The sequence below is a fragment of the Streptomyces sp. NRRL B-24484 genome (genome assembly GCF_000717715.1).
Lineage (GTDB): Bacteria > Actinomycetota > Actinomycetes > Streptomycetales > Streptomycetaceae > Kitasatospora.
In genome coordinates, this window is sequence record NZ_JOAI01000004.1 from 145,705 (window position 1) to 161,840 (window position 16,136).

Consider the following 16,136-nt stretch of genomic DNA (forward strand, 5'->3'; position numbering starts at 1 on the left):
ACTTGGACTTTCGTCGCCGGTCGGGCGGGTTTCGGGGAGAGCGCCGGCAAGGGGCGGCGCGGCCCTTGACACCCCTGTCGGCACGCTGCCACGGTGTGCTCGAAGCTGCTTTCAAACAGTTCGAATCGAGCAACTTCGAGCATCTTCACGTTCAGCGGCGCCGTGGGCGGGCCCGGGCGCCCCCACCTCGCCGACCCCCACCGATCCCCCCACCACCCGTGCACCGCCACGGAAGGAGCCTCCGTGCCCACACCCCTGCGCAGCGTCCTCTCCGCCGGACTGGCCGTTGCCGCGCTGACACTGGCCGGCGCCGCCGCACCGACCGCGGGCGCCGACACCGCCGCCCCGGCCGCCGGTACCACGTACACCGTCTCGGTCGGCGCACCGGCGACGTACGGCCACCCCACCGACACCCCGGCATCGCCGTACATCGACAAGGACGGAACGTTCTGGTTCCAGCAGTCCGCGGCGCTGTACGGCGCGAACGACCCCCGCTACTGGGACTTCTTCACCGGCACCGACTTCGACACCGCCACCCGCTCGACCGCCGTCAGCAGCGCCGTGAACCCGGCCAACCCCGACGACCGGAACGACGACACCACCTGGCGGTGCAACAACAGCCCGACGGGCCTGACGGCGACGGCCGCGACCGGCTCCGGCAGCTACGCGCACAAGAACTACTGCGACCTCGCGGGCGTCTGGGTCGACCCCGACACCGGCGACTGGTACGGGCTGGTGCACAACGAGTTCACCCCGCAGCCGTTCGGCGACGGCCTGCACTTCGACGCCATCGACTACGCGGTCTCCACCGACCGCGGGAAGACCTGGACGATCAAGGACCACGTCATCACCTCGCCGTACAGCACCGCCCGCGGCGACACCACGACCTTCCCCCACCAGACCTACTCCTACGGCGACGGCGACCAGCGGCTGTTCGTCGACACCGCCTCCGGGTACTTCTACGTCTTCTACGGTTCGCGCGTGGTCGACAAGTCCGGTGGCTGGAAGGCCTTCTACGAGCACGCGGCGCGCGCCCCGCTCTCCGCCAAGATGGCGCCCGGCAGTTGGCAGAAGTGGTACGACGGCGCCTGGTCGCAGCCCGGAGTGGGCGGCCGGGAGAGCAACATGGTGCCCGTCGGCTCGGCCGGCAGCACCGGGTACACCCCGGTGACGGGCGAGTACGACCCGGCGAACACCGGCACCGCGGCCCAGCAGATCGCTGCCGGGACCATGCCCGCGACCTCGCCGCTGTTCGTCATGGACGTCACCTGGAACGCCCACCTCGGCCTCTACATCGGCGAGCCGCAGGCCGTCGACCAGAGCGGCAACGCACCGCAGCAGTTCTACGCCACCGCCGACCTGGCCACCCAGAAGTGGTTCCTGCTCGGCGACACCGGCAGCTACCGCACCGCGTCCTGGTACCGCTGGTTCCTCGACGGCGCCAACCGCACCGGCTCCACGATCACCGGCCGGACCTTCCGCTCGTACTGCGCGTTCGGCTGCTCCGGCGGCGCCTCCGGCCAGTACGTCGACGTCACGGTCGGCTCGTCCGCCGCCGCGACGGCTCCGGTCGACCCGTCCAGGGCCTACCGGATCGCGGCCGGCAACGGCCGGGTGCTCGCCCAGGTCTCCGGCGGCGCCGCCACCACCTCGCTGGCCGCCGCGACCGGCTCCGCCCTGGAGTCGTGGACCTTCGCCGCCGACGGCGACGGCTCCTACCGGATCGCCAACGGCTCCACCGGGCAGCTGCTCGGCGTGGACTCCACCGCCGTCTCCGGGCGGGCCTGGGGCGCCCGGCCCACCGTCACCGCGGCCCCCGCCAACGGGCCGACCGTCGGCCAGCAGTGGTGGGTGATCCCCGGCACCACGGCCTCCGGCGCGGCCACCGGCACGGTCAAGCTGGTCAACCGCTACAGCGGCCTCGTCCTCGGCCTGAGCCCGATCACCGGCCGGCTCGCCGAGACCACGCCCGTCCGCAGCTGGACGGACGCCGGCGGCAGCGGCGTCGGCGGCGGGCGCAGCGCGGCCGAGCAGGCACTGACCCTCACGGCCGTCGGCGCGGCGGCCGAGACCGTGACCGTCACCGACCCGGGCAGCCGGTCCACCACGGTGAACACCGCGGTCTCGCTGCAGCTGGTCGGAACCGACTCCGCGAACAGGGCGCTCACCTTCTCGGCGACCGGCCTGCCCGCCGGCCTGTCGATCAGCGCCTCCGGCCTGGTCACCGGGACGCCCACGGCCACCGGTTCGTCGACGGTGACGGTCACCGCCTCCTCCGGGACGGCCAGCGGCTCGACCTCCTTCACCTGGGCCGTCAACCCGGCGCTCGCGGGCAGCCACACCCTCGTCGCCTCCGGCAAGGCGCTCGACGACCCGAACCACTCGACCGCCGCCGGCACCCCGCTGGTGACCTGGGCGCCGAACGGCGGCCCGAACCAGACCTGGGTCTTCACCGCGCAGGCGGACGGCAGCTACCGGATCGCCAACGGCGAGTCGAACCTCTGCATGGACGTCAGCGGCGGCTCGACCGCGGCCGGCGCACAGGTCATCCAGTGGACCTGCACCGGCGGCAGCAACCAGCGCTGGGTGGTCACGGCCGTCGCCGGCGGCTACCGGATCAGTTCGCAGAAGAGCGGTCTGCTGCTCACCACCGCCTCCGCCTCGGACGGCGCGGCGGTGACCCAGCAGGCCGACTCCGGCTCCGCGTTGCAGCGCTGGACCATCGGCTGACCGCACCCTCGGCAGGGCCCCGCGGCGAATCTGGCTGCGGGGCCCTCGGGGCGGTCCGGGTCGGGGGTGTGCCGCCCCGGTCGGGCGGCGCGGGCCGGAGCGCCCTGTGAGAGGGTCGAGGACATGGGCGAGTCCTGGGTCTTCGACGACGGCACCGCTCCGGCGACGGTCGAGGCGGCGCTCGACCTGCTGCGCGGGCGGATCGCCGCGGGACGCCTGGAGAGCTGGCTGGCGGCCTCCTCGGGCCGCTCGCTGGGCGTCGTCAGCAACGGCGAGCGGGCGATGGTGCTGCTGCTGGACCCTGAGGGCGACCCGGGCGGGCACGCCGTGGATCCGCTGGCCGCCGGGCGCAGCGGCGGCTTCGTCCTGACGAACGGTCAACACGACGTGTACCCCGACGCGGAGACCGTACCGCTCCCGGAGGGCCTGCGGATCGTCGAACACGTCCTGGCCACCGGTGTCCCGCCGGTCGACGCGGACTGGGCGGACGACCGCTGAGCCGCCCCGGCGCGCCGCTCAGTGCCGGGGCGTGCCGAGCGTGGTGAGCAGGTCCTCGTGGAGCTGGAACCAGACGGCGTGGTACGAGTCGGTGCTCTCCGTGACGGCACCCGGTTCGCCCGCGTGGGCTCGGCCGAGGGCCCCGGCCAGCCGCTGCCGGTAGCGGGCGAAGCGGTGCAGCGCGGCCGCGAGGTCGGCGCAGACCTCGGTGGCCCGCCGGTCGAGGTCGGTGAGCCGGGTCAGCACGAGGGTGTCGTAGGTGGTGTCGGTGTGGTCGTTGAGTGCCATCGCGCCGTCGACCGGGCGGGTCTGCCAGGCCGTGCAGAGGTCGAGCAGCTCCGGGTTGAGGACGAGGAAGCGCTCGTACGCGTCGGCGACGGCGGCCCGGGTGCCGGAGGCCTCGAGTTCGGCGGCGATCCGTTCGGCGTCGGCGGCGCGGCCGGCCTCGGTCAGCCCCCAGCCGCCGAAGGGGCCGGAGACCCGGGTGACCAGCCCGGCCACGGCCAGGTCGATCAGCTCCGACTCCACGTCGGCGTCGGGCAGGCCGGCGGCCTCGGCCGCACGGGCCAGGTCGGCGAATCCGGTGCAGCGCAGCGTGTGGAGAACCAGCAGGTCGGGGCTGGTGCTGTGGGACAGGTCGGGCACGCCCGTATGCTACAGCGGTGAGGTGGATCCACCCGCTCTCGGCGGACCTCGGGGAGCCGCCGGAGGTCCTGGGCGGCAAGGCGCACGGCCTGGTGGCGCTGCTGCGGCTGGGGCTGCCGGTGCCGCCGGGTTTCGTGATCGGCACCGCGGCCTGCCGGGCGTTCCTGCGTGACGGGCGGCTCCCGGACGGGCTGTCCGCCGAGCTGTCCGCCGCGGTCGCCGGGCTGGAGGCCGCGACCGGTCGCCGGTTCGGCGGGGGGCCGCGACCGCTGCTGGTGTCCGTCCGTTCGGGTGCCGCCGTCCCCATGCCGGGCATGATGGCCACCGTGCTCGACGTCGGTCTGACCGGCGCCACGGCCGAGGCCCTGACCGTCGAGACGGGCGATCCGGAGTTCGTCCGCGACTCCCGGCTGCGGCTGCTCACCGGTCTCGCGGCCGCCGCCACCGGCCGGCCGGCCGACCCCGCGGGCCCGGACGACACGACCGGGGCGCGTCTCGCGGCGGCCTCGGCGGCCGTCCGCCGGCATCTCGGCGAGCCGGTGGTCGAGGACGCGCGCGTGCAGGTGGAGCAGGCGGTCACCGCCGTCCTCCGGTCCTGGGACTCGCCGCGGGCACGGACCTACCGGCTGCTCAACGGCATCCCGGACGGGCTCGGCACCGCGGTCACCGTGCAGGCGATGGTGTTCGGCAACCGCGGCCCTCGCAGCGGCACCGGGGTCGCGTTCAGCCGCGACCCGGCCACCGGCGAACCGGGGCCCCGCGGTGACGTCCTGTTCGGCCGTCAGGGCGAGGATGTCGTCTCCGGCGCCGCCGCCGTCCGGCCGCTCGCCGACCTCGCCACCCACGAGCCGCGGGTCATGGCCGCGCTGCAGGAGGCGCTGGAGCGCGGCGAGCGGCACTGCCGGGACGCCTGCTACCTGGAGTTCACCTTCGAGGCCGGCCGGCTGTGGCTGCTGCAGCTGCGGGCCGGCGGGTTCACCGGCGCGGCCGGGGTGCGGGTCGCCGTCGACCTCGCCGACCGCGGGGTGATCGGCCGGGACGAGGCGCTGCTCCGGGTCGCGCCCGGGCAGCTGCGGAACCCGGGCGCTCCGCGGATCGTGCTCACCGACGACACGGACGTCCTCGTCCGCGGTCTGGGCGCCTCGCCGGGCGTGGCGGGCGGGCGGGTGGCGCTGACGGCCGACGCGGCCGTCCGGATGGCCGCGCAGGGGCCGGTCGTCCTGGTGCGGCCGCAGACCTCGCCGCTGGACCTGCACGGCCTGGCGGCCGCCGCGGGGGTGCTGACGGCGCTCGGCGGGCCGGCGAGCCACGCGGCGGTGGTCGCCCGGTCGATGGGCCGGCCGGCCGTGGTCGGCGCCGCGGGACTGTCGGTGGACGTCCCCGGCGGCTGCCTGCGGGTCGGCGGGCGGACGGTGCCGGAGGGCGCGGTCGTCACCCTGGACGGCGGTCCGGGCCTGGCCGTCCTCGGCTCCCCGCCGATCGCCCGGGCCGCGGACGACCCGTACCTGCACCGCTTCCTCGCCTGGGCTGACGAGGCCGCCGGCGGGTCCTGAAGGCCCGGACCGCGGACGGACCGGGCCCGGCCGCTGCTGCGGCCGGGCCCGGGTGCAACGAGACGTCTCCGACGGAGGTCGGCTCAGGGGCCCTGTGAGGCATCCGTACGCCTTCGGGTCGGTCGGGTTCCGGTCAGGAGCCGATCTGGACCGCGGTGTCGTCGATCACGAAGCTCGTCTGCAGCGAGGAGTCCTCGACGCCGTTGAACTTCACGGTCACGGACTGGCCCGCGTAGGCCGACAGGTCGACCGTCTTCTGGCTGTAGCCGGTGTTCTTGTTGAGGTTGGACCAGGTGGCCACCGTGGTGCCGTTGACCGTGACGGTCAGCTTGTCGTAGGCGGTGGAGGTGGTGGTCTCCGCCGTGTCGATGTGCAGCCAGTAGCTGAGCGTGGCCCTGCAGCCGGTCGGGAGGCTGACGGTCTGTGCGGCGCTGTCCGTGTGGGAGGAGCCGTAACCGTTCAGCCAGGCCTTCCAGGAACCGCTGTGGGCGGCCTGGGAGGCGCTGTTGTCGACGACGCCGCTGCTGGTCGTCCAGGGGGCGGCGGAGCCGGTCTCGAAGCCGGCGTTGCCGAGCAGCTGGGCCGGGACGCAGCCGGTGCCGCCGGAGACCGTCCAGGTGAAGCCGGTGGAGCCGGTCTTGTTGGCGGCGTCCTTGGCGGTGACGGTCACGTTGTAGGTGCCGGCCGCGGTGGCGGTGCCGGTGATCCTGCCGGAGCTGCTGATCGACAGGCCGGTCGGCAGGCCGGTGGCGCTGAAGGTCAGCGGCGCGGTGCCGCCGGAGGCCGCGATCTGCAGGTCTGCGGTGCCGTTCAGCGCGGTGCTCTGGTTGCCGGGGTTGGTCACCGTGACGGTGCCGCTGCCGGCCGGCTTGGTGAGCAGGCAGCCCGCGACGTTGAGGTCGATGGCCCGGCCGGTGCCGAGGCAGGTGGTGAACCAGTAGGTCTCCTCACCGTAGCTCTGGCCCTTGGTGACGGTTGGTGGTGCCGTCGGCGGCCACCTCGCACGGGTTGTTGAGGGTGCACATCGCACCGTCGTCGTTGCCGGTGTTGTTGATGCCGACGACCTTCTTGGAGGCGGCGTCGACGATCGGCGAACCGGAGGTGCCGTGCGTGGTGTTGCAGCCGGCGCTGTAGCGGAGCGAGTCGTGCCAGGTCCACTCGTCCTCGCGCAGGGTCGGGACGAACCCGTTGATGGAGCAGTTCCAGGTCTGCTTCCAGTACGAGGACGGGATGAACATCGCCGAGCCGTCGACCGGGTGGGTGTCGCTGATGGTCAGCGCGGTGACGCCGTACTTGCTGACGATCGACGAGAAGGTGTCGGTCAGCTGGTAGAGCGCCACGTCGGTGCCGGTCATGGTGGCGTACAGCACCTTGTCGGCCGAGACGGTGCCGAGCGAGGAGCCGGAGGGGCTGAGCAGGGTGCCGCTGCGGCTGGCGGTCTGGTTCTGGATCACCACGCCCGAGGCGGGCATGGTCGGCAGGCAGTGGCCGTTGGTGAGCATCATCGCCCGGTCGGTGTCGACCGACGCGGGGTAGCGGACGAGCGAGGCGGAACAGTTGCTCAGCGCGATGGTGGCCGTCAGATCGCCCGCCTGGACGGCGTGCGCGGGCACGGCCGCTGCGGTCACCGTGCCTGCGGCGATCGCGACCGCGCCTATTCCGGCGGCGAGTCCCTTGAACATGGGGTCTCCTTGTGGGGGATGTGCCGACGCGCGACCGGTTGCGCACGCGGGCCGCACGAAACTGCCATGGCCGCTTCAAGAGGGTCAACCACCCCGGCGGAAAAGGCCGTTCGGCGACGGCACCCGGCCGCGGCCGACCCGCGCCAACTGGCCACGGCCAAATCCGGACGACTCCCGCCCAGCCCCCGCAACCGGACACCGCCGATCACGGCGCGCGGCCGCGGACCGGCGCCGGTGCACCGGAGTTCGCCCTGCTCCGCGCGGCCGCGGCGGCGCGCGGGGGTCCGGACCCGGCCCCGCGCAGCAAGATTGACCGGAAACCGATCACGCGCCCGGAACCCGCCGGCCCCGCCCGGCGGCACGGAGCACGGCCCGCGCGATGAAAGGATCGGGGCATGGTCGAACGAGTCATTGCAGCCTGCGACGGTGCCGCCAAGGGGAATCCCGGCCCGGCCGGATGGGCCTGGGTCCTGGCGGACACCGCGGGCACCCCGCAGCGCTGGCAGTCCGGTGCGCTGGGCCGGAGCACCAACAACATCGGTGAACTCACCGCGCTGGAGCGGCTGCTGGCCGCCACGGACCCGGCGGTGCCGCTGGAGGTGCGACTGGACAGCACCTACACCCGGGACGCGGTCACCAAGTGGCTGCCGGGCTGGAAGCGCAACGGCTGGCGGACGGCCTCCGGCTCGCCGGTCGCCAACCAGGAGTTGATCCAGCGGATCGACGCGCTGCTGGCGGACCGCGAGGTCTCCTTCGTCCACGTCGCCGCGCACCGGGTCGACGGCGACCCGCTGAACGCGATCGCCGACAAGGCGGCCAGCGACGCCGCCCGCACCCAGCAGGGCGGCGACGGCACCGCCGAGGACCTGCCGGTGCCCGACCCGGTCGCCGAACGGCCGGCCCGCCCGGCCCGCCGCCCCCGCACCACCCGCCCGGCCTCCGGTGCTTCCGGCGCCGCCTCCGGTACCTCCGGGGCGGCCGCGTCCTCCGGTGGGGCCCGGCGGACGCTCGCCGCCCGCTTCCCCGGCACCTGCCCGTGCGGGCGCGGGTACGCCAAGGGCGAGCGGATCACCCGGGTCGGCGAGAGCTGGGGGCACCCGGACTGCGCGTGACGGCCCCGGCCCCGGCGCCCACGGCGTCCGGGGCCCCCGCCACGGCTGCGGCGTAGCATCGGGAGCATCGGCACCAGCAGGGGCGGAGAGTCCGATGAGCACCGATCCCGCAGAGCACCGGCCGGCCGCCGTGACGGACCCGGAGTGGTCCGCCCTCGACGCCTCGCCTCCCCACCACCACGAGTCCGCCGCGCGCCGGCAGGCCGCGGCCCAGTACGGCGGCGACGACGACCTGATGGGTCCGTCGTCCGCCGTGTACCCGCGCCCGCCGACCAAGGACGACGAACCGGACTGAGCGGGCCGCGCCCCGTCCGGCCGCGGGGGCGCTCCGGTGCGCCCGGACGGCGGGGGAATCCGCAGGTGGGTGGCCCGGTGCGGTCCGGCCGCAGCGCGTCACCGATCATGGAGGCGTTCCTGTGCGGCGGGTGGAGAGGTGTCCGGGTGTATGCGTGGCGGCGGTGTCTCGTCGAGGCCGGGGTGGACGGTGCCGGGGTGTCCGGTTCCGGGAGGGACGGCGCGGCGGCGCCCGGCTCGACGCGGGCCCGGGACTACGGCGAGGCCGCCCGGTTCCTGCGGCGCCGTGAGCCGGCGCTGTTCTCCGCGGTGCGGCTGCTCGGTGTCCCCGCGTACCAGCCGCACGCCGTCGCCGGCTACGCCTTCGCCTGCTACACCGACGACCTGTGCGACCGGGGGGCGCCGCAGGTCCGGGCCGAGCGGTTCGCACGGTGGCGGCAGCAGGTCGGTGCGGCACTGGCCGGTGAGGAGTGCGGGCAGCCGCTGGCCCGGTCCTTCGTGCACTCGGCGCGGCTGCGCGACCTGCCCGGGCACTGGATCGAGGACTACCTCGACGGCGCCGAGGCGGACCTGTCGTTCACCGGTTTCGCGGCGGAGTCCGACTACCAGGCGTACGTCGACCGGCTGTCCTGGCCGTTCACCATGCTCACCGCGGGGCTGGTGCACGTCGGCGGCGGGGACGAGCGCTACGCGGCGGCCGGGCGGGCGCTGGCCGACGCCTGGCAGCGGCTGGACTTCCTGATCGACCTGGCCGAGGACCTCCACGGGGGCCGGCTGTACCTGCCCGAGGAGGCCCTCGCCGACCACGGGGTCACCCGGGACGACCTCGCGGCCGGGCGCCGCACGGACGGCGTCGAGCAGCTGGTGGCCGACCTCGCGGACCTCGCGGAGAAGGCGCTGCTGCAGGCCGACGCGATCCTGGAGGTGCCGGCGGAGTACCGGCCACTGAGCCGGATGGCGCTGCGGCTGGCCCGCCGGCGGCTGGCGGCGGTCCGCCGGGCCGGCGCGGGCATCACCGAGGGCCCCGTCCGGGACTCCACCGTGGGGCTGCTGGCCCTGCTGGGCGCGGCCCGGCGCCCGGACGCCCGCGAGCTGGAGCACGACCGCCTGGCCCGCTGAGCGGGGCCGCCGGGCCGCCGGACGGCGCCGCGCACGGACGGGAGCGGTGGTCCCGTCCGTGCGCGCGGCGCCCCGGCGCCCGGCGGCGGCGGCCGGGTCAGCGGCGGCGCAGCGGGACGGCCTTGACCACGGCGTTGAGGACGTGGTCCGCGGTGTCCCGCGGCGGGTCCTCCATCAGGTGGGTGAGCAGCCGGGCGAGCGAGGCGATCAGCCCGGGCCTGGCCATCACCTGGGCGTTGAGGACGGGCCGGTAGCCGAACCGGCTGAACACCAGGTCGCCGGCGGTGTTGCCGAGCCGGTAGTACCGTCCCCAGCGGCGCCGGATCTCGGCGGGGTAGCGCTGCAGCGCCTGGTCGCGGCGGTGCCCTTCGGGGCGGGTGAGTGCGAGCACGACCGTCTCGGCGGCGACCTCGGCGGCCTCCATGGCCTGGGCGATGCCCTCGCCGCTCCAGGGGCTGATCATGCCGGCGCTGTCACCGACCAGCAGCAGGCCGCGGCTGTACTGGGGGTGGCGGTTGAAGCCCATCGGCAGGGCGGCGCTGCGCAGCGGCGAGTCGGCGTTCTGCTCGTTGAGGCCCCAGTGCCGGGGCAGCCGGGCGAGCCACTGGTCGAGGGTGGCGCGGAGGTCGATGCCGCCGTGGTCGCGGTGCGGGAGCGCGCCGAGACCGACGTTGACCCGTCCGTCGCCGAGCGGGAAGATCCAGCCGTAGCCGGGCAGGTCGCGGCCGGTGCGGGCGCAGCGCAGGTCGGCCCAGAGCTCCAGGTACTCGTCCTTGGAGAGTTCGGGGCTGCGGTAGTAGCGGCGGGCGGCGGTGGCGAGGGTGCGGCGGGGGTCGCGTTCCAGGCCCATGGCGATGGCGGTGCGGGCGGAGGCGCCCTCGGCGGCGACGACCAGCGGGGCCCGGTAGGTGACCGGTCTGCCGTCCGGTCCGGTGGCGGTGACGCCGGTGATCCGTCCGGCGCGGTCGGTAATCGGGCCGGTGGCCTTGACGCCGAGCCGGAGCCGGGCGCCGGAGGCCTCGGCGTGCCGGGCGAGGATGTCGTCGAAGTCGTGGCGGCTGCGGGTGAGGCCGAAGTCGGGGTAGCGGCCGAGGTCGGGCCAGTCGATGGTGACCTGGCGGCCGGAGCAGACCCAGCGCATGCCGCGGGAGCGCATCCACCCCGGGCCGTCGATGTCGACGCCCATGCGCAGCAGCTGGTGGACGCCCCGGGGGGTCAGGCCGTCGCCGCAGACCTTGTCGCGCGGGAAGCGGCTCTTCTCCAGCAGCAGGACGTCGACGCCGGCGCGGGCGAGGTGGATCGCGGTGGACGAGCCGGCGGGGCCGGCGCCCACCACGATGACCTGCGCCTCCTCGGCGGCGGGCGGCTCGTGTGCCTCGGGGGCGGCGTGCGTGCCGGGGGTGTCGCGGGGGTCGGACGACGTCCGGGCCCCGGGGGCTGCGGCGGTCGCGGGGTCGGGGTCGGGGGTCTGCGGTGTCGGCGGGTTCTGCGCCGGTGGCCTCACGGTCTCCTCCTGAGTGCGCCTGTGCACCGTGCGAATGCCTGATCCCTACCCACCGGGGGCGCCCCGCCGCCGGCTGTGATCCTCACCACACGATCCTGGCACGGGGGCGGGCGTGGACGGCGGCAGGCACGGCCGTTCCGCCGTGAATTCGGGCGGGTCCGCACGGTCCGCCGCGGGCCGGGCCGGCGGTCGCGCGCCGCCCGCGGAGGCCCGCCCGCACGCCGCGCCGACCCGGGTGGACCGTCGACACCCGGCACGTCTACATTCTCGTAGACGTGCGGGCGGAGGCCCGCCCGCAGGGTCGAGATCCGGGAAGGGTCCCACGTGAGCGTGATCACCGTCGGTCAAGCCGTCGTCCTCGGCGTGGTGGAGGGAGTGACGGAGTTCCTGCCGATCTCCTCCACCGGTCACCTGAAGATCACCGAGGGCCTGATGGGCATCCCGGTCGACGACAAGTCCGTGGTCGGCTTCACCGCCGTCATCCAGGTCGGCGCGATCGCCGCCGTGCTGCTGTACTTCCTGAAGGACATCACCCGGATCGTCGGCGCGTGGGGCCGCGGCCTGGTGAACAAGGAGGAGCGGTACCACCACGACTACAAGTTCGCCTGGTGGGTGATCTACGCGACCGTCCCGATCGTGGTCGTCGGCCTCGCCGCCAAGCCGCTGATCGAGGGCACCCTCGCCTCCCTGTGGGTGGTCGCCGGCTCGCTGATCGTCGGCAGCGGCGTCATGTGGGCCGCCGACCAGATGAGCCGCCTCAAGCGCGGCGAGGACGACACGAGCCTCAAGGACGCCATGATCGTCGGCTCCGCCCAGATCCTCGCCCTGCTCTTCCCCGGCTTCTCCCGCTCCGGCGCCACCATGTCGGCCGGCCTGATGCTCGACCTGGAGCGCGTCGCCGCCACCCGGCTCTCCTTCTTCCTCGGCATCCCGGCCCTCACCGGCGCCGGCCTGTACGAGCTCAAGGACGCCCTCGGCGCCGGCGTCGACCCGCTGCCGCTGATCGTCGGCACCGCGGTCTCCTTCGTGGTCGCGTACGCCTCGATCGCCTGGCTGCTGAAGTACGTCGCCAAGCACTCCTTCAACGCCTTCGTGGCCTACCGGATCGTCGTCGGCACGCTGCTGCTCGGCCTGCTCGGCACGGGCGTCCTGAACGCCTGATCCGCACCGCCGCAACGGGCGGCCGCCCCACCACCCGGGCGGCCGCCCGCGCCGTGTCCGCACCCGCTGCGCGCCGCACCCGATCCGGCCCGCAGCACCTCCGTCCGTCCGCCCGGTCGACGCCGTCGACCGCACCGCACCCCGACCGCACCGCACCCCCGGCCGCGCGCACCGCCGCGTAGCCTGGAGACCGGGCCGCCGCCACGGCCCCGGGCGCGGTCCGACGGGGAGAGGGGAACACCGGGAATGTCCGACGCCGCAGCGACGAGGCGCCCGCACGGGCAGCTCGAGTCCGACGTCCTCGCCGTCCTCTGGGAGGCCGACCGGCCGCTCAGCCCGGGCGAGGTCAACGACGCACTCGGCAGCGCCCTCGCCCGCACGACCGTCACCACGATCCTCACCCGGCTCCACGAGAAGGACCTCGTCCGCCGTGAGCGCGCCGGGCGCGGCTACGTCTACGCCGCCGCCCAGGACGCCTCCGGCATCGTCGCCTCCCGGATGCACACCGAACTCAGCAAGGGCGCCGACCGCGACAGCGTGCTGCGGCACTTCGTCTCCGCGCTCGGCCCCGGCGACGAGGCCCTGCTGCGCAGCCTGCTCGCCGACGCCGACGTCGACGCCGCCATCGACGGCGCGCCGGAGCGGGCGTGAACACGCCCGCCCTGGCCGCGCTCCTGCTGCCCTGGCTCGCCGCACCCGCCGTCCGGGCGCTCGCTGCCCGGCTGACCCCGCGCTGGGCCGCCCTCTCCGTGGCCTGCTGCGCCGCGCTGCTCGCCGCCGGCACGGCGGTCGGCCTGTCCGTCCTGCTGCTCGCCGGCCTGCTGCACCTGCCCTGGCTGGCCGCCGCCGGACGGCTGCCGCTCGCCTGGGTCGCCGCCACCTCCCCCGCCGCCGTCCCGGTGGCCGCCACGGCCGGCCTGCTGCTCGCCGCGGTCACGGCCGCCGCCGGCCGGGCGCTCGCCGCGCAGCGCGCCCAGCTCGCCACCGCCCGGCGCGCGGTGGCCGGCCTCGCCGCGGAGGACGGCACCGTCGTGGTGCCGGACGCCTCCGCCGAGGCCTTCGCCCTGCCCGGCCGGCCCGGGCTGGTCGTGGTGACCTCCGGCATGCTCGCCGCGCTGGACGACCGCGAGCGGCACGTCCTGGTCGCCCACGAACGCGCCCACCTGGCCGGCCGCCACCACGTCTTCTCCCGCGCCGTGCAGGTCGCGGGCGCCGTCCACCCGGCACTGCGCGGACTGCGCGCCCCGCTCGACCTCCACCTGGAACGCTGGGCGGACGAGGAGGCGGCCCGGGCCGTCGGCGACCGCCCGCTCACCGCCCGCGCCGTCGCCCGGGGCGCCCTCGCCGCGGCCGCCGAGCGCCGCACGGCACCGCGCGGCGCCGCCCTGCCCGCGGCCGACACCGGACCGGTGCCCGTCCGCGTCGCCGCGCTGCTCGCCCCCGCCCCGCGGGCCCCCCGCGGCCGTCTGCTCCACCTGGTCGTCGCCGGCCTGCTCACCGTCGTCGGCACCACCGCCGCCACCGGCCTCGGCTCCGCCTACGACCTCCACGAGTACGTCGAACAGGGCCAGGCCACCTTGCCCCCCGCCGCCACGGCCGACCGGTGACCGACCCGCTGGACGCGGCGGAGCGACTCGCCCGCCGGGTCCGTGACGCCCTCACCGCGGCGGGTCTGCCGGTGGTCGATCCCGGGCCGGACGAGGAACCCGCCGACGGCGGCGCCCAGGTCCGGGTCGACACCTGGAACCGGCACTTCTTCGGCCTGGAGCCCGAGGTGGTCGTCACCTGGTGGACGGGCCCGCGGCTGCGGGCCGACATGGTCGCCGCGATGACGCGCCACGACCTCGAACACCCGTCGGTCCGGAGCTCCGGGGAGACGCACGCGGCCATGTGCGCGGCCCTCGTCGCCGTCCTGAGGGGATCCGGCTTCACCGCCCGCGAGCACGACAACGACATGGCCCCCTTCAACGTCCACGTCCTCGCCGGACCCGCGGACGGCTGACCTCCCGGGCCCGACCGCCGGGACCCGTTCCCCACCCGGTGGCGCAGCATCCGGCGGGCCCTGCCCGGCGGCGAGACGGCAGACCAGGCCGACCCGGACCTTGCTGCCCGACCACAGGTGGCCGAGGCCGGGCCGACGACCGCTACCCGGCCGCCGTGCCGCGGGAGCGCACGCGGTCACGCAGCACGCGGCGGGCCGCCGCCCCGGCGGCGAGGTGGCACGCCAGACCGACCGGCACCGCGACCAGCGGGACCTTCGTGCCGAGCCACAGGTGGAACCCGAGGCCACCGGTGACCAGGGCCACCGCCCCGATCCGCAGGACGCGGTTCGCCCGCAGGGCCGCGGTCATGCGGCCGGCCCCGGGTTGACCGCCTGCACGTAGTGGATCCAGGGGCGCAGGTCGCCCGTCCGGACGTCTGTGAAGCCGGCCCGCTCGACCAGCGGCCGCAGCAGGTGGACGGGGTTGTGCTCCATCACGGGCCCGGTGACGGCACCGACCAGGTGACGGGCGACCTGACTCGTCGGCGGGCGGAAGTCGGCGAGCAGCAGCCGTCCGCCGGGCCGCAGCACCCGGCGCATCTCGGCGACGGCCCGCTCGCGGACGTCCTCGGGCAGGTGGTGGACCGTCAGGCTGCTGGCCACCACGTCGAACTCGCCGTCGCCCGCCGGGAGTTCCTCGGCGATTCCGTCGGTGAAGGTGCAGTGGCGGCGGTCGGCGGCGCTGCGACGGGCGTGCGCCAGGACCTCGGCGGCCGGGTCGACGCCGACCGCGCGGCCCGTCGGGGTGACGGCGTCGGCGAGGCGCAGTGTGAGGTAGCCGGTGCCGCAGCCGACGTCCAGCGCGGCGTCGCCGGGCCGGGCGCCGCTCAGTTCGGCGAGCCGGGCGTAGACGCGACGGCGGCGTCCGCCGAAGAACACCGCGCCGAAGGCCTCGTAGGAGCGTGCGTGGCCGATGGTCTGGCCGGCCGTGCGGGAGTCCGCCGTGCCGTGCAGGAAGCGTGCGAGTTCCATGCCGGAACCTTTCTTAGTGGCGACTAAGTAACTTCAACTTAGTCGCCACTAAGTTATCTGGCAAGGGGCCGATAGGATGCCGGTGTGCCCGCCCCACAGCCCGACCGACAGGTCGACCAGAAGGCCCCTCGGAAGACCCGGCGCCCGCGCCTCAGCGCAGAGGACCGCCGGGCGTCGATCCTCGACGCCGCCACCGAGGTCTTCTCCGAACTCGGCTACCAGCGCGGCAAGATGTCCGAGGTCGCCCGCCGGGTCGGGGTCAGCGAGCCGGTCGTGTTCCAGAACTTCGGCTCCAAGTCGGCCGTCTTCGCGGCCGTCCTCGACCACGCGGCCGCGCTCATGTCGGAGGGACTCCGCTCCTGGGCGGGCCGCTCCCCCACCGTCGGCGCCTGGCTCACCGAACTCCTCGCCCCCGAGCACCTCGCCCAGGTGCACGCCCGGGGCTCCGTCGGCGTGCTCTTCGAGGACGCCATGACCCTCACCAGCGAACCCGAGGTCCTGGAGGCGGCCCGCCGCGGCAATCAGACCCTCGCCCGCACCCTCACCGACCTGCTCGAACAGGGCCACGCCGACGGCAGCCTCCGCCCCGACGTCGACCCCGCCGTCGGCGCCTGGTGGCTGATCTCCCTGCTCTCCTCGCAGCGCTTCCGCCAGACCGTCGCCCCCGACCCGGCCGACACCGAATCCGCCCTCGGCACCCTGACCCTGCGACTCCTGGTGGGCGACTCCGCCGGCTGACGCCCTCGGTCGAACAACCACGGCGTGCCGCCGGCCTGCGTGCAGGCCGACACCGGCGAGCCGACGCTCCCGTCGGGCGGGCTCCGT

At 75.3% G+C, this 16,136-nt stretch carries 16 protein-coding genes and 1 pseudogene; 11 read left to right on the forward strand and 6 right to left on the reverse strand.

Going from position 1 to position 16,136, the window contains the following annotated elements; all coding sequences use genetic code 11:
* The first annotated feature begins 243 nt into the window (after positions 1 to 243).
* The gene (locus tag IE98_RS0105260) at positions 244 to 2,730 is read left to right on the forward strand and encodes an RICIN domain-containing protein (RefSeq protein ID WP_043173463.1); all 2,487 of its coding nucleotides are present in this window, start codon (positions 244 to 246) and stop codon (positions 2,728 to 2,730) included.
* Positions 2,731 to 2,853: 123 nt separating this feature from the next.
* Positions 2,854 to 3,228, forward strand: coding sequence for a hypothetical protein (locus IE98_RS0105265; RefSeq protein ID WP_030264887.1), 375 nt, complete (start codon positions 2,854 to 2,856; stop codon positions 3,226 to 3,228).
* Positions 3,229 to 3,246: 18 nt separating this feature from the next.
* Here IE98_RS0105265 and IE98_RS0105270 read toward each other — a convergent pair whose 3' ends face one another.
* The gene (locus tag IE98_RS0105270; RefSeq protein WP_030264889.1) at positions 3,247 to 3,873 is read right to left on the reverse strand and encodes a hypothetical protein; all 627 of its coding nucleotides are present in this window, start codon (positions 3,871 to 3,873) and stop codon (positions 3,247 to 3,249) included.
* A gap of 17 nt (positions 3,874 to 3,890) precedes the next feature.
* On the opposite strand from IE98_RS0105270, the gene IE98_RS0105275 reads away from it, so the two are divergent.
* Complete coding sequence (locus tag IE98_RS0105275) at positions 3,891 to 5,426, forward strand: PEP/pyruvate-binding domain-containing protein (RefSeq protein WP_052390149.1); 1,536 nt, start codon at positions 3,891 to 3,893, stop codon at positions 5,424 to 5,426.
* A 133-nt stretch (positions 5,427 to 5,559) separates the two neighbouring features.
* Here IE98_RS0105275 and IE98_RS50510 read toward each other — a convergent pair.
* Together IE98_RS50510 and IE98_RS50515 are read right to left on the reverse strand one after the other, a co-directional pair.
* Positions 5,560 to 6,279 (reverse strand): annotated as a pseudogene (locus IE98_RS50510) (putative Ig domain-containing protein); the annotation flags it as partial.
* Positions 6,280 to 6,373: 94 nt separating this feature from the next.
* Positions 6,374 to 7,108 (reverse strand): S1 family peptidase, encoded by a 735-nt coding sequence (locus IE98_RS50515; RefSeq protein ID WP_234443411.1) that lies wholly within the window; start codon positions 7,106 to 7,108, stop codon positions 6,374 to 6,376.
* Between the two features lie 395 nt (positions 7,109 to 7,503).
* Here IE98_RS50515 and IE98_RS0105285 point away from each other — a divergent pair, with 395 nt between their 5' ends.
* The 3 genes from IE98_RS0105285 (at position 7,504) to IE98_RS44265 (ending at position 9,633) form a co-directional block, all read left to right on the forward strand.
* Positions 7,504 to 8,220, forward strand: a complete 717-nt coding sequence (locus IE98_RS0105285; protein WP_030264900.1) for a ribonuclease H family protein — start codon at positions 7,504 to 7,506, stop codon at positions 8,218 to 8,220.
* 94 nt (positions 8,221 to 8,314) lie between these two features.
* A complete protein-coding gene (locus IE98_RS0105290) occupies positions 8,315 to 8,515 on the forward strand; it encodes a hypothetical protein (protein WP_030264904.1) in 201 nt (66 codons plus the stop codon).
* A gap of 197 nt (positions 8,516 to 8,712) precedes the next feature.
* Positions 8,713 to 9,633 carry a phytoene/squalene synthase family protein gene (locus IE98_RS44265; protein WP_159400834.1) on the forward strand — a complete coding sequence of 307 codons (921 nt, stop codon included), beginning with the start codon at positions 8,713 to 8,715 and terminating at the stop codon, positions 9,631 to 9,633.
* Between the two features lie 97 nt (positions 9,634 to 9,730).
* Here the strand turns inward: IE98_RS44265 and IE98_RS0105300 are convergent, their stop codons facing one another.
* Positions 9,731 to 10,969 carry a geranylgeranyl reductase family protein gene (locus tag IE98_RS0105300; protein ID WP_052390164.1) on the reverse strand — a complete coding sequence of 413 codons (1,239 nt, stop codon included), beginning with the start codon at positions 10,967 to 10,969 and terminating at the stop codon, positions 9,731 to 9,733.
* Positions 10,970 to 11,461: 492 nt separating this feature from the next.
* Between IE98_RS0105300 and IE98_RS0105305 the strand changes: the two genes are divergently transcribed.
* The 4 genes from IE98_RS0105305 (at position 11,462) to IE98_RS0105320 (ending at position 14,300) form a co-directional block, all read left to right on the forward strand.
* Positions 11,462 to 12,298: an undecaprenyl-diphosphate phosphatase gene (locus tag IE98_RS0105305; RefSeq protein WP_030264912.1), complete on the forward strand. Its 837-nt coding sequence runs from the start codon at positions 11,462 to 11,464 to the stop codon at positions 12,296 to 12,298.
* Positions 12,299 to 12,544: 246 nt separating this feature from the next.
* Entirely contained in the window at positions 12,545 to 12,949 is a 405-nt protein-coding gene (locus tag IE98_RS0105310; RefSeq protein WP_052390151.1) for a BlaI/MecI/CopY family transcriptional regulator, read from the forward strand.
* Positions 12,946 to 13,905 carry a M56 family metallopeptidase gene (locus IE98_RS0105315; protein WP_030264918.1) on the forward strand — a complete coding sequence of 320 codons (960 nt, stop codon included), beginning with the start codon at positions 12,946 to 12,948 and terminating at the stop codon, positions 13,903 to 13,905. The genes IE98_RS0105310 and IE98_RS0105315 overlap by 4 nt, the downstream gene beginning before the upstream one ends.
* On the forward strand, positions 13,902 to 14,300 hold the full coding sequence (locus IE98_RS0105320) for a hypothetical protein (RefSeq protein ID WP_052390152.1): 399 nt from the start codon (positions 13,902 to 13,904) through the stop codon (positions 14,298 to 14,300). Before IE98_RS0105315 ends, IE98_RS0105320 begins: the two co-directional genes overlap by 4 nt.
* Positions 14,301 to 14,442: 142 nt before the next feature.
* On the opposite strand, the gene IE98_RS0105325 is transcribed toward IE98_RS0105320, so the two are convergent.
* Together IE98_RS0105325 and IE98_RS0105330 are read right to left on the reverse strand one after the other, a co-directional pair.
* Positions 14,443 to 14,649 (reverse strand): hypothetical protein, encoded by a 207-nt coding sequence (locus IE98_RS0105325; RefSeq protein WP_030264923.1) that lies wholly within the window; start codon positions 14,647 to 14,649, stop codon positions 14,443 to 14,445.
* Positions 14,646 to 15,311, reverse strand: coding sequence for a class I SAM-dependent methyltransferase (locus tag IE98_RS0105330; protein ID WP_030264926.1), 666 nt, complete (start codon positions 15,309 to 15,311; stop codon positions 14,646 to 14,648). Before IE98_RS0105330 ends, IE98_RS0105325 begins: the two co-directional genes overlap by 4 nt.
* Positions 15,312 to 15,395: 84 nt before the next feature.
* On the opposite strand from IE98_RS0105330, the gene IE98_RS0105335 reads away from it, so the two are divergent.
* A complete protein-coding gene (locus IE98_RS0105335) occupies positions 15,396 to 16,049 on the forward strand; it encodes a TetR/AcrR family transcriptional regulator (protein ID WP_078660784.1) in 654 nt (217 codons plus the stop codon).
* Positions 16,050 to 16,136: the final 87 nt, after the last annotated feature.

Excerpts from the sequence above, each read along its gene's own strand:
- IE98_RS0105265 (WP_030264887.1), top strand. The coding sequence starts at position 2,854 with ATGGGCGAGTCCTGGGTCTTCGACGACGGCACCGCTCCGGCGACGGTC.
- IE98_RS0105310 (WP_052390151.1), top strand. The coding sequence starts at position 12,545 with ATGTCCGACGCCGCAGCGACGAGGCGCCCGCACGGGCAGCTCGAGTCC.
- IE98_RS50515 (WP_234443411.1), bottom strand. The coding sequence starts at position 7,108 with ATGTTCAAGGGACTCGCCGCCGGAATAGGCGCGGTCGCGATCGCCGCA.
- IE98_RS0105325 (WP_030264923.1), bottom strand. The coding sequence starts at position 14,649 with ATGACCGCGGCCCTGCGGGCGAACCGCGTCCTGCGGATCGGGGCGGTG.
- IE98_RS0105285 (WP_030264900.1), top strand. The coding sequence starts at position 7,504 with ATGGTCGAACGAGTCATTGCAGCCTGCGACGGTGCCGCCAAGGGGAAT.
- IE98_RS0105290 (WP_030264904.1), top strand. The coding sequence starts at position 8,315 with ATGAGCACCGATCCCGCAGAGCACCGGCCGGCCGCCGTGACGGACCCG.
- IE98_RS0105330 (WP_030264926.1), bottom strand. The coding sequence starts at position 15,311 with ATGGAACTCGCACGCTTCCTGCACGGCACGGCGGACTCCCGCACGGCC.